The organism is Methanothrix sp. (genome assembly GCF_016706325.1).
Lineage (GTDB): Archaea > Halobacteriota > Methanosarcinia > Methanotrichales > Methanotrichaceae > Methanothrix.
The window spans coordinates 1735924-1752832 of record NZ_JADJJX010000001.1; the positions used below are offsets into that span (position 1 = coordinate 1735924).

Genomic DNA, 16909 nt, shown 5'->3' on the forward strand with positions numbered 1-16909 from the left:
AGGGAGAAGGATACTCATGAAGATAATCCATCTGGCGGACTCTCACCTGGGCTTTTCCAGCTACAGCCGTCTGGACGAGCACGGCCGGAACAGGGTCGAGGAGATGGTCTACTCCGGATTTGAAAAGGCCATCGATAAGATCATCGAGGCTCATCCCGATGCTGTGGTCCATGCCGGTGATGTCTTCCATCATGTCCGGCCCAAGATAAAGCCTCTGTTCATCTTTCAGAGGGGTCTGCAGCGGCTGGTCCAGGCAGGGATCCCAGTGATAATAATCAGCGGCAACCATGACGCCCCCAAGAGCTTCAACCAGACCAGCCCCTTCCGCCTCTTCGAGGGCATCAAGGATGTGCATATCGCCCAGCGCTACAGATATGAGTGCTTCGAGGTGGATGATTGCTCTTTTCATTGTATCCCCTTCTGCCTTGAGCCGCAGGACTATCTGGTTGAGTTCGAGAAGATCAGGCGCTCGGGCAGGGATGTACTGGTGATGCATGGCATGGTGGAGTCTCTCAAGAACCAGAAGATGAAGAGCGTGGGGGAGCACGAGCTGAATGACAGCCTTCTGAAGAGCGACTTCGACTATATCGCTCTGGGCCACTTTCACTGCCAGGCCCAGGTCTCGGCCAATGCCTATTACAGCGGCTCGGTGGAGTACTTCAACTTCGGAGAGGCAGAGGATGTGAAGGGCATGCTCCTCGTCGACCTGGAGCGGGGAGAGGTATCAAGCATCCAGGTAAAGCCCAAATATATGATAGATCACCCCCCGGTGGACTGCACTGGCATGAGATCAGATGAGATAGCAGAGTGCATCATGGAGCTATCCCATGAGGACGATATTCTTGATCGGATGGTTCGGATAAATCTGAAGAACGTCAACCGGTCAGCCTACAGGAGCATAGACCAGGGAAAGCTCAACCGCCTGGGGGCATCGGCAATATACTTCAAGATCCGGGCGGATTTTTCTGATGAAGAGGATCGAATAGAGCGGCCGGTGGACAGGAGGATGCTCCATGTGGAGTTCGGCGGTTTCATGGAGGAGAGGCGTTTAGCGAATCAGATACCGGAGTCGATCAGGGAAGAGGTCATGGGTTACGGGATAGAGGTTATGAAAAAGGCAGTACTGGCCAGGCAGAAAGAGAGCATAGATGCATCTTAACAAGCTTTTCATGCGCAACTTCAAGAAGTTCCGCCGGGCAGAGGTGGAGTTTCAGGATGGGCTCACTGGCATTGTGGGGGGCAATGGCTCTGGAAAGAGCACCATCGTCGAGGCCATTGCCTGGTCCCTTTATGGAAGCCGGGCATCGAGCATAAAGAAGGATTTCATCAGAAACTCCCTCGCTGGAGAGGGGGACCCGGTGGAGGTCAAGCTCTCCTTATCCCTGGGAAAGAGGGAGCTGGAGATCTACCGCTCCATGAAAGGGAAGAACATGATACCGGAGGCCTCTCTCCTCCTGGACGGGCAGAGGATTGCAGCCGGCACAAAGGAGGTCGACCAGAGGCTGGAGGATATACTGAAGATCAGCTATCAGGATTTCATGAAGACCTTCTATGCCCGGCAGAAGGATCTGGACAACCTGCTCAAGGAGGGGGGGATGGGCAAGAGGGAGTATCTGCTCAAGCTCCTGGGCCTGGAGGACATAAAGGAGGGCGCCCTGGAGGAGATAAAAACTGATCGATCGAGGCTTGAAGAGCAGAGGAGCAGGCTGGCTGGAGCCCTGGCGGAGATCGGGGATGTCCAGGCCCGGCTGGAGGAGGCATCACTGGAGATAGACCTGGTCAGAAGGGGGCTTGACGGGGCGGAAGAGCACGAGGCCTTTTTGCGGGAAGAGAGGCAGAAGAGGCTTGAAGAGCTTGATCTTCTGAACGAGAAGATGAACTACTCTGGCATTCTGGCGGAGAGGGCCTCCCGGCTGGAGGAGGAGCTGAGGCGCCTGGCAGCTCTCATCGCCAGCGATGAAGGGCGCCTGCAGGAGATCGAGGGATCAAAGAGGCTTTGGAATGAGATCGGCCCCGCTCTGGAGAGGCTGGCCGGGATTCAGGCGAGGCTGGAGATGCTCGAGCCCAGGAGGACCCGCTACGAGGAGATCTCCCGGAAGACGGCAGTGGCAAAGGCCAGGCTGGAGGGGGAGAGATCGGGGCTGGAGAGGGATGAGAAGAGGCTCATGCAGCTTTTAGAGGATAGAGCCCGGCTGGAAGAGCTTTTTCCCCATGAGAAGGAGTATGAGGAGCTTCAAATTCTCCTGGCCCGGCTGGAAGGGTTGCGGGAGAGGCATGCAAAGATCAGCCTCTCCCAAAAGGAGGATATCATTCGGCTGGAGGGGGCGAGGTCAAACCTGCTCCGGGCAGAGAGGGCAATAGAGGAGCTGCAGGGGGTGGCAGCCAGGTACGAAGAGCTTCAGCCAGCGGCAGAAGAGGAGAGGAGGCTGAGGTCAGTGCAGGCAGAGCTGGCACTGGAGAGGGAAGGGCAGAAGGAAAAAGAGCTCCTGCAAAGCCAGAGGAGGGCCCTGGCGGAGAGGATTGCCATCTTGCAGTCCGGGAGAGCAGAGGTTCAAGAGAGCATTGAGGGGCTGGGTGACCTGGAAGAGAGAGAGGCTGAACTGCGCCGCCAGGACAGGGATCTTGATTCTCTCGGATCCGAACTGAACAATGCCCTGGCCGATCTCAGGGGCAGTCTGAAGGTTCAGGAGACGGCATATCAGGAGAACGAGAGGGCCATAAAAAAGGTCAGATCTTTGGGAGAAGGGGGGCTCTGTCCCACCTGCGAGAGGCCTTTGGAGGGGCAGAGGGAGATGCTCTTGGAGAAGTATCAGTCCGCTCTGGCCCGGGCGCGAGGGGAGAGGGAGAGGCTGATGGGTCTGGCAGGCTCACTCACTGAGAGGATTGAGGGGGTGGCAGGCTCTCGCAGCCGGCTGGCCCGGGCCTTTGATGATCTGAATGCCAAAAGGAGCCGGCTTTCTGCTCTGCAGGCCGATCTGAAAAATCTCGATCTGCGGATCCGGGAGGCAGATGGAGGGCTGGAGGAGGTCGACAGCAGGCTCCTACCTCTTGCCGATGTGGCCTTTGATCCGGCCAGGCTCACAGCAGTTGAGGCCGATCTGGCCGATCTCGCCCCGCTGGTTTCTGAGTGGCAGAGCCTGGCGGTGCGAAAGGAGGAGCTGCCCCGCAGGATCATGGAAAGGGAGGCTCTGGAAGAGGAGATAGGTGCCCTGGTGGAGAGGGGGCAGCGTCTGGCGGAGAAGCTCAGGGAGCTGGGCTACTCGGAGCCTCAATATACCGAGGCTAAGAGAAGGTGGGAGAGCATCAAGCCTCTGCACGAGCAGTATATCACCCTCCTGGAGAGGACAAAGGAGATCCCTGCTCTGCAGGAGAAGACTGAATTTCAGAGGGGGGAGATAGAGAGAGCCTCCCAGCAGCTGGAGGAGCTGAAAAGATCGGGAAAGGAGGTCGGCTTTGATCCAGAGGAGTATCGCTCCTTGCAGGAGAACAGAAAGCTTCTCGCCCCGGCTGGGGAGGAGGCGAGCAGAATAAGGATCCATCTGGCTTTGGAGCCAGAGGTGACCGGCAGACTGGCGGAGGCGAGGGAGGCTCAAAGGGCGCGGCAGCTGGATATCGCCCGGATAAGGGCAGAGGCGGAGGCTTTGGCCTACAGCCAGGCGGCCCATGAGCAGGCAAAGCTCGCCCTGGCCGGGGCGGAGAGGGATCTGGCGGCCGCACAGAGGGATCTATCTGACAGGAGGATTCGTCTGGGGGTCCTGAAGGCAGAAAAAGAGAGGCTGAAAGGGGAGGAGAAGAGAAAGGAGGAGCACCAAAAGAGGCTGGACGAGAGCACCAGGATGCTGGAGGTGGTGGAGGTCACCCGCAACCTGATCAATGATTTCATGGATCAGGTTCTGATCCGGGTGAAAAACGACATCGCCAAGGCGGCCAGCGAAATCCTGGAGGAGGTTTCGGGAAAATACAGTCTGCTTAAGATCGATGAGGACTTCAACATTCAGGTGGAGGACGGCGGCAACTACTATCCCATCTCCCGCTACTCCGGGGGAGAGATCGATATGATCGCTGTATCGGTGCGGGTGGCCATAAGCGAGTACCTGATGCGCTTCGGACCGGATGGTGAGAGCTACTCCTTCCTGATCCTGGATGAGGTCTTCGGCAGCCAGGATATCGAGCACCGGGAGAAGATGATCCAGATGCTGAGGAGCTTAGAAGAGCGTTTTCCCCAGGTCATCGCCATCAGCCACATAAGCGACGTGCAGGGGCAGTTCGATAATACGCTGCAGGTGGTGGAGGACGAGCTGGGGAACAGCAGGGTGGAGGCGATTTGATCTATCAACTCATCATCCAGCCGAGAGCACAGCGGTTCCTTAAGAAGCTAAGAAAGAAAAATCCGGATGCAGCATCAGAAATAGTAATGGATATATTTGAGCTAAAAAATGATCCCAAGACGTCGCTTGATGCCTTAATAGACTCCTTGACCGACAAAGAGATTGATGAGTTGAACGCCGATGAAGGAGCCTATGCCTTTTGAGGAGTTTTGCAGAAAAGCGGGCATTAAACTTCAAAAATAATTAAGATAGCTCTAGACCCTCAGCCCTTCATCTTTCGGGCCTTTAGAGGCTGTCTGAGGGCGATCTTATCCATTTCAACATAGAAGCCAGCTTAGAACCGTTTGCCTGGATTTCTCCGCTCAGCATGCTTCACCCCAGAGCATAGCGCAGCAGCCCCGCCAGCTTCAAGCCATCCCAGTCCAGGCGGCGAAGCATCCTCACCATCAGCCGGCTGGGCCGGTCGATATCCCCGTGCTCCTCTATGCTCTTTATCAGCCCGGGCCTTGCAGCCAGATAGCCCAGCACATCGTCCAGCTCTGCAGCGCTCATCCGGTTCAGCATCCGGTTGGCCCTCATGCCTATCTCCAGCTCCCGGCCCAGAATTGCCCGCCAGGTGTGATCGTACTCCTGCAGCCTCCGGGCAGAGCAATCCTCCTCCAGGGCGGCTGCAGCAGCCACGCGGCCGGCGACCTTGGCCGCCACCAGTGCAGGATAGATCCCTCCCCCCGAGGTGGGCTTGACCTGGCCGGCAGCATCTCCCACCACCAAAAGGCCCTCTGCCACCGTCCGGGCGGGCGGGCCCAGGGGCAGGCCGCCCACATTTATCGCTGTTGCCGATCCCAGGATCCTCTCTCTTATCCCCTCCTGCCCCAGGAATCTCTGTAGATGCTGCCATCCCCTGCTCCTGGCGCAAAGACCTATGCGGGCGGCCTCCTCCCCTGTAGGTATCACCCAGGCGAAGAGGCCCGGTGCTGCTCCCAGGTGCAGCTCCACTGACTCGGGATCCTCTACTGAAAAGGGAACCTCCACCTGCGCTCCGGAGAGAATCACCTCCGGAGGCATGATCCCCGCCTGGCGGGCCAATCTGCCCCTCACACCTTCTGCACTGATGACAATCGAGGCCCGGATCTCTTCCCCACCGGCCAGGTGGAGAACGCTCTCTTCTCCCTCTCGCCTTATTCCTCTAACCGTCGAGCAGAGCCTCATCTCCGCCCCCCGCCCTCAGGGCCTCGCAGGCCAGTTCCCGGTCAAAGAGCCTCCTGTCAACGACGCTGGCCCTTGGAGCCCGAGCTTTGAAGTCCAGCCGGCTGCCACCAGGAGAGAATATCGCCGCCCCTCTCATCTCCTGCAGGACAGAGGATCTGCCTGGAAGCTCCGACTCCGCCATAGCCCCCAAGCCGAGCAGGCCGGCACACTGCACCGGCCAGCCCACTGCCGAATGCTCCTCTAAGAGGAGGGTTCTGGCTTTGGCCTTGGCGGCATATCTGGCGGCCATGGAGCCCGCCGGGCCGGCGCCGATGATGGCTACATCAAAGCCTTCCCTCAGATGAGGCACCTCTCCAGATATTCTGCCAGCTCTTCTATAGAGTCGATCCGCTCATCAACCGGCCTGCCATTCGATACGCAGTTGTACACCAGATCCCAGGAGGAGTAGTCCCTCATCAGCCTGAGGACAGGCTCCCCCTTTGCCGTCCAGGCGATCTCCATCTCATAACGCATCCACTGGCCACCCTCCTGCCTTAGCTCGAAGTTCTGGCAGGCCCCGGTGGCCCCACCAGAAAAGACCATTCCTCTCCCCTCTTTTTTTTCATCGATCTGCTCATCGATTTGCCCATCGATCCGCTCATCGATCTGCACATCGATGAACAACCTTATCCAGCTGATGTATTTCGAGTAACGGTAGGCTCCCTCAGCCAGACATACGGGCCCTTCCCAGCCTGGGATCTCTCTCATTCTCTCCATACCTCCTCCCGCCTGAATTCACCCCATCCAGATTGTACTGCCCGCATATGCCTCTTGCGGGCAGTCAAGGCGGCCTGCTGAGGCAAAAGCATTTGTACAATCCTGGGCATAATAATACTCTATGGCCGATGTAGCGCAGCTCACAGAGGAGACCGGAGGTAAGGATGGAGACGGAGAGGAGGATGAGGCCTCAACTACCTCTGCCCCTCCCAGGACCATCTGGTCGGGGAGCCTGCGAATAGGCCTGATCAACATCCCGGTCAAGGCCTTCTCCATGACCAGGAACACCCGCATCAGCTTTCGCATGCTTCACAGAACTTGCCAGACTCCCATCTCCTTCAAGCGCTACTGCCAGGAAGGGGAAGAGGTCTCGCTCGCTGATATCGTTTATGGTTATCCCCTGGGAAGAGATAAGTATGTGATTTTGGGGAAAGAGGAGATCGATAAGGCGAAGCCCGAATCCAGGAGGACCATCGCCCTGGACCGCTTCGTCAACTTCTTTGAGGTCGACCCACATTATTTTGAGAAGACCTATCTGCTCCTGCCCGACCGCTCTGAGGAGGCCTACTCTCTATTGAGGGCGGTGATGGAGAAGACGGGCAAAGCGGCCATCGGCAGGATCACCATACACTCCCGGGAGAGGCCCGTCCTGGTCCACTACTACCGCCAGGCAATAGCCGCCACCACTATGAGATATCCGGAGGAGATCTTGGATCCGGCGGGATATAGTGTGCTCAGAGAGCTTCCTTCGCCATCGGAAAAGGAGATGGAGCTGGCCCTGGAGATCGTTCGCAGCCTGACCGGCCAGCTGGATTTCAGCGACTATGAGGATGAGTACAGGAAGAGAATCGAGGCCCTGGTCAGATCCAAGATGGAGGGGATGGTGATTGTGCCGGAGAAGAAGAGGGAGAAGCCCCCTGCCCGGAGCCTGATGGAGGCCCTCCGGGCAACGGCCGATTCACTGAAATGAATCTCATCAAGCCGATGCTGGCTGTATCCGGCCAGCCCTTCAGCAGAGAGGGCTGGATCTTCGAGCCGAAGATAGATGGGACCCGCTGCATAGCCTCGACCCGGAAAAGGGCCCAGCTCACAAATCGCAGGCTGGCGGATATCAGCTATCGCTATCCGGAGCTGGTAGATGTCCTGAGCAGCCTGAAGGGCGAGGCCGTCGTGGACGGCGAGATCACAGTCTTCAAGAAGGGCATCCCGAGTTTCCGCTCTTTAGCGGAGCGGGACCATCAGAACGATCCAATCAAGATAGACTACCTCTCTCAAAGCATGCCGGCAAGCTATGTGGTATTCGATATCCTTCATCTGAATGGCAGGAGCCTGATGCATCTGCCCCTCCGGGAGAGAAAGAGGATTTTATTCCAGGAACTGGAGCAGGATCTGGAGAATAGCGAGAGTATGAGCCTCATCGACTCTTTTCCGGAGAGGGGAGGACTATTTCCAGGCCGCCCTCAAGATGGGGATCGAGGGAGTGGTGGGCAAGAGGCTTGATTCGCCCTATCTTCCCGGTACGAGGAGCCAGGACTGGGTGAAGATCAAAAAGAGCCTCAAGCTGGATTTGGTTGTGGGCGGCTACATTCCCGGCAAAGGGGATCGAAGACCCTATTTTGGCGGACTCCTCCTCGGAGCCTACAGCCAGGGCAAGCTGACCTATATCAGCAGAGTGGGATCCGGCTTCACTGATGAGGAGCTGCGGGATATCAGCCGCCGTTTTTTGCCCAGGGAAGAGCCTCCGTTCTCCGATCCGCCGGCGACGCCACAGGCAAGATGGCTTGAGCCGAGGATGGTGGTACAGGTCACTGCACTGGAGATAACTGCTGAGGGCGGCCTGAGGGCTCCGGTATTCTTGCGCCTGAGGGATGACAAGGAGCCCGAGGAGTGCACACTGGACCAAATAGCATAGCCTGAAGGATGGGTCAGGGGTTGAAGGATGGGGCAGGTTTTTTTGTTCTTTGTATCTCCACGGTGAAATCGCAATATTTGGGATCGGCCACAGAGGTACTTAAGAGAATTCTCTGCCCACATCATCCTCATAATCCGGCAAAGAGCCGGTCTTCTCAACTGCAGATCATAGCCCCAGACGGATATGCTTTATCTCCAGGAATGACTGCAGGCCGTAGAGCCCCAACTCCCGGCCGATGCCGCTCTCCTTCCAGCCTCCAAAGGGCATCTGATGGTCCATGACATTGTTGATGTTGACCCCTACCCCTCCTGCCTCCAGCCTCTCTGCTGCCCGAATGCCTGTGGTGATGTCGCTGGTGTAGATGTATGCTGCAAGGCCGTAATTCGAGTCGTTTGCCAGCCTTATGGCCTCATCCAGGGTCTTGAATCTCATGACCGGAGCTACCGGCCCGAAGGTCTCCTCCCTCATGATCCTCATGCTGTGGTCGGCCCCGCCCAGGACGGTGGGCAGGAAGAAGTAGCCCTTATCGAAGGCCTCCCCCTCAGGCTCCCGGCCGCCGGAGAGCAGCTCAGCTCCCTTGTTCAGGGCATCGGCCACATGCTCTTTGGTCCTGGATCTCTGCTCTCTGCTGAACATCGGTCCCAGGTCCACATTCTCCTCCAGGCCGTTGCCGATCCTCAGCCGCTCAGCCTGGCGGACCAGTAGCTCGCCAAACTCCTCTGCTATCTCCTCTGCTACATAGACCCGGTTGACGCTGATGCAGATCTGTCCCATGTTGGAGAAGGCCCTCTGGGCGCAGGCAGCAGCCGCTTTTTCGATATCGGTATCAGCACAGACGATGAAGGGCGAGTTCCCCCCCAGCTCCAGGGAGACGCGCTTGATCCGATCGGCTGCATGGGCCATTATCCATCTTCCGGTCTCAGTCTGGCCGGTGAAGGCGATCTTCCTGGAGATGGGGTTTTCCACCAGTTCTGCGCCCACCTCTTCGCCCGGGCCGTGGACCACATTGACTGCCCCTGCGGGAAGGCCGGCCTCATGGACTGCTCGCAAGAACTCTGTGGCGGCGACGGGGGCACGGCTGGGTGGTTTGGCCACAAATGTGCAACCTGCAGCCAGGCACGGCCCCACCTTCCAGGAGAGAAGGTCCACCGGATAGTTCCAGGGAGTGATGAGGGCAGCGACTCCCACCGGCTGGCGGATGACGATGCTCCTGCCCCGGTGGGTTGCCAACCACTCTCCGACGTTCCTTCTGCCCTCTTCAGCATAGTAGTCCAGGATATCGGCAGAGGAGAGGATCTCAGCCCGGGCATTCTTCAGAGGCTTTCCCTGCTCCTGGGTCAGCAGGCGGGCCATGGTCTCAGATCTCTCCCGCACCAGCTCAGCGGCAGAATGCAGTATCTCCGCTCTCTTTTCGCTGGAGGTTTCAGACCAGACTGCAAATGCCCTCTTCGCCGCCTCCAGGGCCAATCGGGCATGCTGGCGGGTTCCAGATGATACAACAGCTACTGCCTCCTGGTCTGCCGGATTGTAGATCGTCTTCGCATTATGGGATGAGATGGAAAGCTGCTCCCCATCGATTATCATATGAGTCTGATGCATGAAAACCTCCGCCTAATCTATCCGATTATCTGTTCCATTGTCAATTCCGTCCCTTCCGGCTGATAACCTTTGGGCCTGCGGCAGTCAAGCGGGCACCGCTCTATGCTGCTGCCTATGCCTTCATCCAGGAAAGATGCATCGTCCGCCGCCGTCCACAGACTTGTATAACATTTATATGGGTATAAGCATTATCGAAGCGGAGATAATGATCGAACAAACATCGATTCGAGGTTCATTATAGATGAAGTCGCCATGTGAGGAGATCGTCTGGGATGTGCTTCCCAGCATCAGAGCGGCTATTGCCGAAGAGCTGATCAAGAGAGGAATATCTCAGAAGGATGTATCCAGGATGCTGGGAATCACCCCGCCCGCTGTATCCCAGTATGTCTCAAAGAAGAGGGGCTATAATATTGAATTCAGAGAGGATATCAGGGAAGCTATAGGAGAGTTGGCTGAGGATCTCATCGAGGGAAAGGTCGATGATCTGGTAAAGAGGATTTGTGGGATTTGCCGCATGCTTCAAGAGGATGAGAGTGCTTGTATCCCTACAAGATGCAAAGGGAAATAGTAGCCGTCAAAAACATCTCCCATCGAGCGTTACCACCTCCCATCGAGCGTTACCACCTCCCATCGAGCGTTACCACCTCCCATCGAGCGTTACCACCCACCTACCCCCCAGGCGTTACCACCTCCCATCGAGCGTTACCACCTCCCATCGAGCGTTACCACCTCCCATCGAGCGTTATCATCTCCCATCGAGCAGCATCATCTCCCATCGAGCATCATCATCCCCCATCGAGCGCTATCATCTCCCATCGAGCAGCATCATCTCTCACATCTTCTGATTGCCTCATCGGTGAAAGGGTGTCTTTGGGATATTAAAAATGGACCTGAATGGCGAACTTGAGCGAAAGCTAATGGATCTGAAACGCCGGATTGGAGAGAGGAGGAGTCTTCTTGTCTCTTATTCTGGAGGAGTGGACAGCAGCCTCCTGGCCAGGCTGGCTCATGATGTCCTGGGTGAGAGGGCTATGGCAGTGATCTTGGACAGCGAGACCTATCCCAGAGGCGAGCTGGAGAAAGCTGTTGCCCTGGCAGAAGCCATCGGCCTCAGGCTGAGGGTGGAGAGGTTCTCCATCCTCGATGACCGGGATTTCGCCCTGAACCCAGCCACACGCTGCTATATCTGCAAAAAAAAGGGCATCGCCATTCTCAAGAGGGTAGCACTTGAAGAGGGCATTGACTGCATCGCCGATGGGGTGAACGCCGACGATCTCGATGATTACAGGCCTGGCATCGCCGCCTGCAGCGAGGAGGGGATCTGGCATCCATTCATCGACTCAGGGTTAACCAAAAAGGATATCCGCTCCCTGGTCAGAGATCTGGGACTGCCAGTCTGGGACAAACCCTCATCCGCCTGTCTGGCCTCGCGCATTCCCTATAATGAGAGGATCACAGAGGAGGGCTTGAGGATGGTGGAGGAGGGGGAGGAGTACCTGAAGGGCCTGGGCTTTGGACAGCTGCGAGTGAGGATGCAGGGAAGAACGGCACGAATCGAGCTGGAGGACCGGGATATGGAACGGGCATTACTCCAGCGGGAGGAGATCGCCATGAGGCTGAAGGGCATTGGCTTTGAATATGTGACCCTGGATTTAGAGGGCTACAGAAGCGGCAGCTCAAACGAGGTATTGTGAATTATCTGAATGTTCAAGAGATAAGATCCGATTTTCCCATCCTCGGCGATCTCATCGATCTCATATACCTGGATAATGCCGCCACCAGCCTCACCCCGGAACCAGTCTTAGAGGTGCTCTTGGGCTACTACCGCCATTACAGGGCCAATGTGGGGCGAGGGGTCTACCGCCAGGCTCAGATGGCCGACCAGAGATACAGAGACGCTCACCAGAAGGTGGCAGCCTTTGTGGGTGGCGAGGATGGAACGGCAATCTTCACCAGGAATGCTACCGAGTCCATCAATATGGTCGCCCGTGGCCTGGACTGGAAGAGGGGGGACAGGATCGTCACCACATTGCTCGAGCACCACTCCAACCTCCTGCCCTGGATGAGGCTGAAGCAGAAGGGGATCGATCTGGAGGTCATAGCTCCGGACAGAGCAGGAAGGATCGATCTGGCCGATTTGGAGAGGGCCATAAACAGGAAGACCAGGCTTGTGGCCATGAGCCATCTATCCAATTCCCTGGGCAGCATTCAGCCTGCAAGAGAGGTTGGCCGGATCTGCCGGGAGAGAGGAGCCCTCTTTCTACTGGATGCTGCTCAGTCCCTGCCCCATATGCAGGTGAGTGTCAGGGACATAGATTGCGATTTTCTCTGTTTCTCCGGCCACAAGATGCTCGCCCCCACCGGCTCTGGGGTTCTCTGGGCCAGGGCAGGCTGCCTTGCGGGCAAAGGGCAGGAGCAGGAGAGCGGGAAGAAGGCGGGCGGCAGTGCACTTGAGCCCCTGCTGGTGGGAGGAGGGATGGTGGAGGATGTCTTCGAGGACAGCTTCACCATCAAACAGGGCTATGAGGGCTATGAGGCGGGAACGCCTGACATCTCCGCTGGCATTGGCCTTGGGGCTGCAGTGGACTATCTGGCCCGAACAGGGATGGAAAAGATCCATGAGCATGAGATGATGCTCACCAGGAAGCTTCTAAACGGGCTGGAGGGCATAGAAGGCCTGCAGGTCTACGGACCGGGGAGTGATAGCCTGAAGATGCGGGGAGGGGTGGTCTCCTTCGGGATTGAGGGTCTATTGCCCCATGAGATCGCTCTGATGCTTGACCAGGCCTCAAACATCTGTATTCGCTCCGGGCATCACTGCTGCCTTCCTCTGATGAGGCATCTGGGGCTTAAGAATGGCACCGCCCGGGCATCGCTCTATCTTTACAATACCGAGGTGGAGGTCGAGAAGCTCTTGGGGACGTTGGAGCAGATCGCCAGGATGGCCTAGAGCCGGTGGTCTGGGAGGGCTGGAGGCACAGGGGAGGTCAGAGAAGGTGATTGAGGACTTTGAGTGTTTGAGGGTGGATGGTGATGTGGTCCACAGGGCCGCCTGCCCAGTGGTAGAGGAGGTGCCCCTCTCCATTTTCATTAACGGCCGCCATTTTACCACTGCCATGATCAGCCCCCAGATGAGACGGGAGTTTGTGGCCGGGCATCTTTATTCTGAGAGGATTGTCTCCCAGGTGCAGGAGATCGAGTCTTTGGAGGTGGAGGGGGATGTGGCCCGGGTCATCGTCACCAACCCCATCCGGGCGGTAGTTCCCAGGAGGCCGATTGTGAGCGGCTGCGGGGGAATTGCCTCCTTTCTGGATGAGGCCAGGCTTCCCAGGATACGATCCGGTCTGACTATAAGCATGGAGCAGGCGAGGGAGGCGATGAAGGCCATATCCCTCTCCAAGACGCACATAGCTACGGGCGGGGTGCATTCTGTGGGTTTATTCGATCAGTCCGGCCCTCTCACCATTGTTGAGGATATCAGCCGCCATAACGCATTGGACAAGGCCATAGGGATTCAGATCCTCAAGGGGGAGGAATTCGACTTTGGGCGGATGTTTGCTGCCTGCACCGGCCGGGTCTCCTCTGATATGGCCCTGAAGTGCTCTGTGGCAGGCATACCAATAGTTGTCTCCCGCGGTGCGACGACAGGCCTTGCCATATCCATTGCCCAGAGGACGGGCCTTGGTATCATCGGTTTCCTGCGGGGCAAGAGGCTGACCGTTTACAGTAATCCAGAGAGGTTTGAGATTGGCTGAGGAGGGAATGCTCTGCTCTCTGTGCCGGAAACGGGCGGTAATCTCCCAGCGCTACCTCGGCCGGCAGCTCTGCCAGGATCATTTCGTCCGGGATTTCGAGGGGCGGATGGTCCAGAGCATTGAGAGAAGCAGGATGATCGAGGAGGGGGAGAGGATTGCTGTGGCGGTAAGCGGGGGGAAGGATAGCACCGCCCTTCTCTTTGCCCTGTCCAGGGCCTTCGCCGAAAGGGAGGTGGAGCTGGTGGCGGTTACTGTGGATGAGGGCATCGCCGGCTACCGGGATGATACCATCCTGGCTGCAGAGAGGATCGCCCGGCAGTTGGGGATCGAGCAGGTGATCGTCTCTTTCCGGGAGGAGTACGGCTATGATCTGGACGAGATGGTGGTGGGATCTGAGGTTGCCCCCTGCACCCACTGCGGTGTCTTCCGCAAGAGCTCATTGAACCGGGCGGCGAAACGCCTGGGCGCAGCAAAGCTTGCCACCGGGCACAATCAGGATGATGAGGCTCAGTCGGTGATGATGAACTATCTGAAAGGGGACATAGAGCGATTGATGCGCTTCCGCCCCCGCAGAGAGCAGCCGGGGTTGGTGCCCAGGATCAAGCCCCTGCGAGACCTTCCTGAGAAGGAGATCGCCCTTTATTCCATTCTCAATGGCATCTATTTCGAGTCGAGGGAATGCCCTTATGCTCAGCTGGCTCTGAGAGCAGATGTGCGGGATATGATGAATCGGATGGAGAGCCTCTTTCCCGGAACCCGGCAGAGGACATTGAGGGGATTCGAGAGGATCGAGGCTCTCTGCAAAGAGGGCTGGGGGCAGATGGAGCTGGCAGAGTGCAGGGAGTGCGGTGAGCCCTGTGTGGGAGAGAGATGCAAGGCCTGCGAGCTATTGGGCAGGCTGAGGGGATGATCGATATCTATCCCACACAGGCCCTCACCGGCAGAGAAGAGAAGCTGAAAAGGATATCCCGGATATGCGCCTTTCACGGCCCTGATGATTGCATGCTGGGCCGAAGAAGCACGACAGCCATATAAATAAAATAGTGAGGCCAGAATCCCTCTGGCCTCATCCCCTTATTCGCCAGGGCATCTATGCTGCCTTGGCTTTGGAGAACTTCTTGTACAGCTCGAACTCCGAAGCAGTAGGCTGGACCTTCTTCAGTGCCTCCTCAAAGTGTTTTTTAGAGACCTTGTACTCGCAGATCTCATCATCTGCCTTGCATTGGCCGGCGAGGACATACTCCCGGATGGCCAGCATCACTGACTCATTGACCACTGCACCCAGGTCGGCGCCGGAGAACTTGTCCGTTCTCTTGGCCATGTCCTCTAAATCCACGTCCTCAGCCAGGGGCTTCTTGGCGGTGTGGATCTTCAGGATCTCCAGGCGGGCCTCCTCATCTGGCATACCGATCTCGATCAGCCTGTCGAACCTGCCCGGACGGAGCAGGGCGGCATCGATGATATCCGGCCGGTTGGTGGCGGCGATCACCATCACATCGTTCAGCGACTCCAGGCCGTCCAGCTCAGTGAGGATCTGAGAGATCACCCTCTCTGTGACATGAGAGTCGCTGCTCATGCCCCCCCTGGTGGGAGCGATGGAGTCGATCTCATCCAGGAAGACCACCGATGGTGCTGCCTGTCTGGCCTTGCGGAAGGTCTCTCTCACCGCCTTCTCCGATTCGCCCACCCATTTGCTCAGGAACTCCGGGCCCTTGATGCTGATGAAGTTGGCCTGGCTCTCCGTAGCCACAGCTTTGGCGAGCATGGTCTTGCCCGTTCCAGGGGGGCCGTAGAGCAGAATTCCTCGCGGCGGCTTGGCATCCATATGCTCGAAGAGCTTGGCATAGGTCAAGGGCCATTCCACAGACTCTATCAGCTGCTGCTTGACATCATCCAGTCCGCCGATCTCATTCCAGTGCACATTGGGTGATTCGATCATCACCTCGCGCATGGCAGAGGGCTCCATCTCCCGCAGGGCTGAATGGAAGTCCTCGTTGTTGACCTCGATCTTGTTGAGGGTCTCTGCTGGTATGGACTCGACCTCCAGATCGATCTCCGGCAGCACCCGGCGGATGGCGCGCATGGCCGCCTCCCTGGCCAGGGCAGCGAGATCTGCTCCCACGAAGCCATGGGTCACATCGGCGAGCTTCTCCTGGTTCACGTCCTTGGCCAGGGGCATTCCTCTGGTATGGATCTGCAGGATCTCCAGACGGGAGTTCCTGTTGGGAACTCCGATCTCAATCTCCCTGTCGAACCTTCCCGGCCTGCGCAGGGCTGGATCGATGGAGTCCGGCCGGTTGGTGGCAGCGATGACCACCACCTTGCCCCGGGTCTCCATGCCGTCCATCAGGGCTAAGAGCTGAGCTACCACCCGGCGTTCCACCTCCCCTGTTACCTCCTCTCTCTTGGGAGCGATGGAGTCGATCTCATCGATGAGGATGATGGAAGGTGCATGCTCCTCGGCAGTCTTGAATAGCTGTCTGAGCTTCTCCTCGGATTCGCCATAGTACTTGGACATGATCTCCGGACCGCTCAAGGTCTCGAAGTGAGCATGGGTCTCAGAGGCCAGAGCCTTGGCCAGCAGAGTCTTGCCCGTGCCAGGCGGACCGTAGAGCAGAACCCCCTTGGGTGCCTCAACCCCCAGCCGCTCGAACAGCTCTGGGTGCTTCATGGGAAGCTCAATCATCTCCCTGACCTTCTTGATCTCCGCAGAGAGGCCGCCTATGTCCTCATAAGTGATGAGAGGTCCGATCTTCTCCTCTTTGGCCGGCTTATCAGAGATATTGATCTTTGTCCGCTCGCCGATCACCGTCCCCTCCTTGGTGGGAGAGACGCGGGTGGCCATGAGCTCGATCTTTCTGCCCATCACAGAGATCTCGATTATGTCGCCCCGGGTTATTACCCGGCCTTCCATGTATCTCTTCAGGTACTCCTCCCCGCCGGTGATGCGAAGGGGAACAGTAGGAGCGAAGAGCACAGTCTCAGCCGGTACGGCCTGTGCGATCTTGAGTGGAACCCGGTCGTCTATGCTTACACCGGCGTTCCTGCGGGTGTTTCCGTCCAGCCGGACTACGCCTGTGCCTGTATCCTCGGGATAGCCCGGCCAGACCATTGCTGCAGTCTTCTTCTTTCCCAGGATGCTTACAACATCTCCCGCCTGCCAGCCCATCTCATTCAATATCTGCGGGTCAACCCTGGCAATGCCCCTTCCCACATCAGTGGGGCGGGCTTCAATGATCTTAAGTGTGACTTCTTCTGCCATCAGAATCCTCCGTTCGTGGTTATTTCATCATTGCTCTTTTTTTTTGTTCTGGTCGTTTAATCGTCATCCAAATGAGTTTTATCTGATC

The 16909-nt window shown here is 57.4% G+C and carries 16 protein-coding genes; 11 read left to right on the forward strand and 5 right to left on the reverse strand.

Annotated elements, in window-relative coordinates; genetic code table 11:
* Window positions 1–16 precede the first annotated feature (16 nt).
* Genes IPI63_RS08915 through IPI63_RS08925 form a run of 3 tightly spaced genes read left to right on the forward strand, consistent with a single transcriptional unit; the run spans window position 17 to window position 4531 of the window.
* Window positions 17–1159, forward strand: a complete 1143-nt coding sequence (locus IPI63_RS08915) for a DNA repair exonuclease (RefSeq protein ID WP_214064387.1) — start codon at window positions 17–19, stop codon at window positions 1157–1159.
* Window positions 1149–4328, forward strand: a complete 3180-nt coding sequence (locus IPI63_RS08920) for an SMC family ATPase (RefSeq protein ID WP_292478011.1) — start codon at window positions 1149–1151, stop codon at window positions 4326–4328. Before IPI63_RS08915 ends, IPI63_RS08920 begins: the two co-directional genes overlap by 11 nt.
* Entirely contained in the window at window positions 4325–4531 is a 207-nt protein-coding gene (locus IPI63_RS08925; RefSeq protein ID WP_292478012.1) for a type II toxin-antitoxin system RelE/ParE family toxin, read from the forward strand. Before IPI63_RS08920 ends, IPI63_RS08925 begins: the two co-directional genes overlap by 4 nt.
* 169 nt (window positions 4532–4700) lie before the next feature.
* On the opposite strand, the gene IPI63_RS08930 is transcribed toward IPI63_RS08925, so the two are convergent.
* From IPI63_RS08930 to IPI63_RS08940, 3 genes are read right to left on the reverse strand one after another with little or no spacing between them, the layout of a single operon-like run.
* Entirely contained in the window at window positions 4701–5537 is an 837-nt protein-coding gene (locus tag IPI63_RS08930; RefSeq protein WP_292478013.1) for an NAD(P)/FAD-dependent oxidoreductase, read from the reverse strand.
* Window positions 5515–5886: an FAD-dependent oxidoreductase gene (locus IPI63_RS08935; RefSeq protein WP_292478014.1), complete on the reverse strand. Its 372-nt coding sequence runs from the start codon at window positions 5884–5886 to the stop codon at window positions 5515–5517. The genes IPI63_RS08930 and IPI63_RS08935 overlap by 23 nt, the downstream gene beginning before the upstream one ends.
* Entirely contained in the window at window positions 5874–6284 is a 411-nt protein-coding gene (locus IPI63_RS08940) for a hypothetical protein (RefSeq protein WP_214064391.1), read from the reverse strand. Before IPI63_RS08940 ends, IPI63_RS08935 begins: the two co-directional genes overlap by 13 nt.
* A 130-nt stretch (window positions 6285–6414) precedes the next feature.
* On the opposite strand from IPI63_RS08940, the gene IPI63_RS08945 reads away from it, so the two are divergent.
* From IPI63_RS08945 to IPI63_RS08955, 3 genes are read left to right on the forward strand one after another with little or no spacing between them, the layout of a single operon-like run.
* Window positions 6415–7263, forward strand: a complete 849-nt coding sequence (locus IPI63_RS08945) for a Ku protein (protein ID WP_292478015.1) — start codon at window positions 6415–6417, stop codon at window positions 7261–7263.
* Window positions 7260–7793, forward strand: a complete 534-nt coding sequence (locus IPI63_RS08950) for a hypothetical protein (RefSeq protein ID WP_292478017.1) — start codon at window positions 7260–7262, stop codon at window positions 7791–7793. The genes IPI63_RS08945 and IPI63_RS08950 overlap by 4 nt, the downstream gene beginning before the upstream one ends.
* Entirely contained in the window at window positions 7759–8205 is a 447-nt protein-coding gene (locus tag IPI63_RS08955) for a hypothetical protein (RefSeq protein WP_292478018.1), read from the forward strand. Before IPI63_RS08950 ends, IPI63_RS08955 begins: the two co-directional genes overlap by 35 nt.
* 165 nt (window positions 8206–8370) lie before the next feature.
* On the opposite strand, the gene IPI63_RS08960 is transcribed toward IPI63_RS08955, so the two are convergent.
* On the reverse strand, window positions 8371–9804 hold the full coding sequence (locus IPI63_RS08960) for an aldehyde dehydrogenase (protein WP_292478019.1): 1434 nt from the start codon (window positions 9802–9804) through the stop codon (window positions 8371–8373).
* A gap of 241 nt (window positions 9805–10045) precedes the next feature.
* Here IPI63_RS08960 and IPI63_RS08965 point away from each other — a divergent pair, with 241 nt between their 5' ends.
* The 5 genes from IPI63_RS08965 (at window position 10046) to IPI63_RS08985 (ending at window position 14469) form a co-directional block, all read left to right on the forward strand.
* Window positions 10046–10372, forward strand: coding sequence for a transcriptional regulator (locus tag IPI63_RS08965; RefSeq protein ID WP_214065290.1), 327 nt, complete (start codon window positions 10046–10048; stop codon window positions 10370–10372).
* A gap of 349 nt (window positions 10373–10721) precedes the next feature.
* Window positions 10722–11498: an ATP-dependent sacrificial sulfur transferase LarE gene (larE, locus tag IPI63_RS08970; protein ID WP_292478020.1), complete on the forward strand. Its 777-nt coding sequence runs from the start codon at window positions 10722–10724 to the stop codon at window positions 11496–11498.
* Complete coding sequence (locus tag IPI63_RS08975; RefSeq protein WP_292478021.1) at window positions 11495–12754, forward strand: aminotransferase class V-fold PLP-dependent enzyme; 1260 nt, start codon at window positions 11495–11497, stop codon at window positions 12752–12754. The genes larE and IPI63_RS08975 overlap by 4 nt, the downstream gene beginning before the upstream one ends.
* A 46-nt stretch (window positions 12755–12800) precedes the next feature.
* Window positions 12801–13559, forward strand: a complete 759-nt coding sequence (fdhD, locus tag IPI63_RS08980; RefSeq protein ID WP_292478022.1) for a formate dehydrogenase accessory sulfurtransferase FdhD — start codon at window positions 12801–12803, stop codon at window positions 13557–13559.
* Entirely contained in the window at window positions 13552–14469 is a 918-nt protein-coding gene (locus IPI63_RS08985; protein ID WP_292478023.1) for a TIGR00269 family protein, read from the forward strand. The genes fdhD and IPI63_RS08985 overlap by 8 nt, the downstream gene beginning before the upstream one ends.
* A 180-nt stretch (window positions 14470–14649) precedes the next feature.
* Here the strand turns inward: IPI63_RS08985 and IPI63_RS08990 are convergent, their stop codons facing one another.
* Window positions 14650–16821 carry a CDC48 family AAA ATPase gene (locus IPI63_RS08990; protein WP_214065287.1) on the reverse strand — a complete coding sequence of 724 codons (2172 nt, stop codon included), beginning with the start codon at window positions 16819–16821 and terminating at the stop codon, window positions 14650–14652.
* Between the last annotated feature and the right edge of the window lie 88 nt (window positions 16822–16909).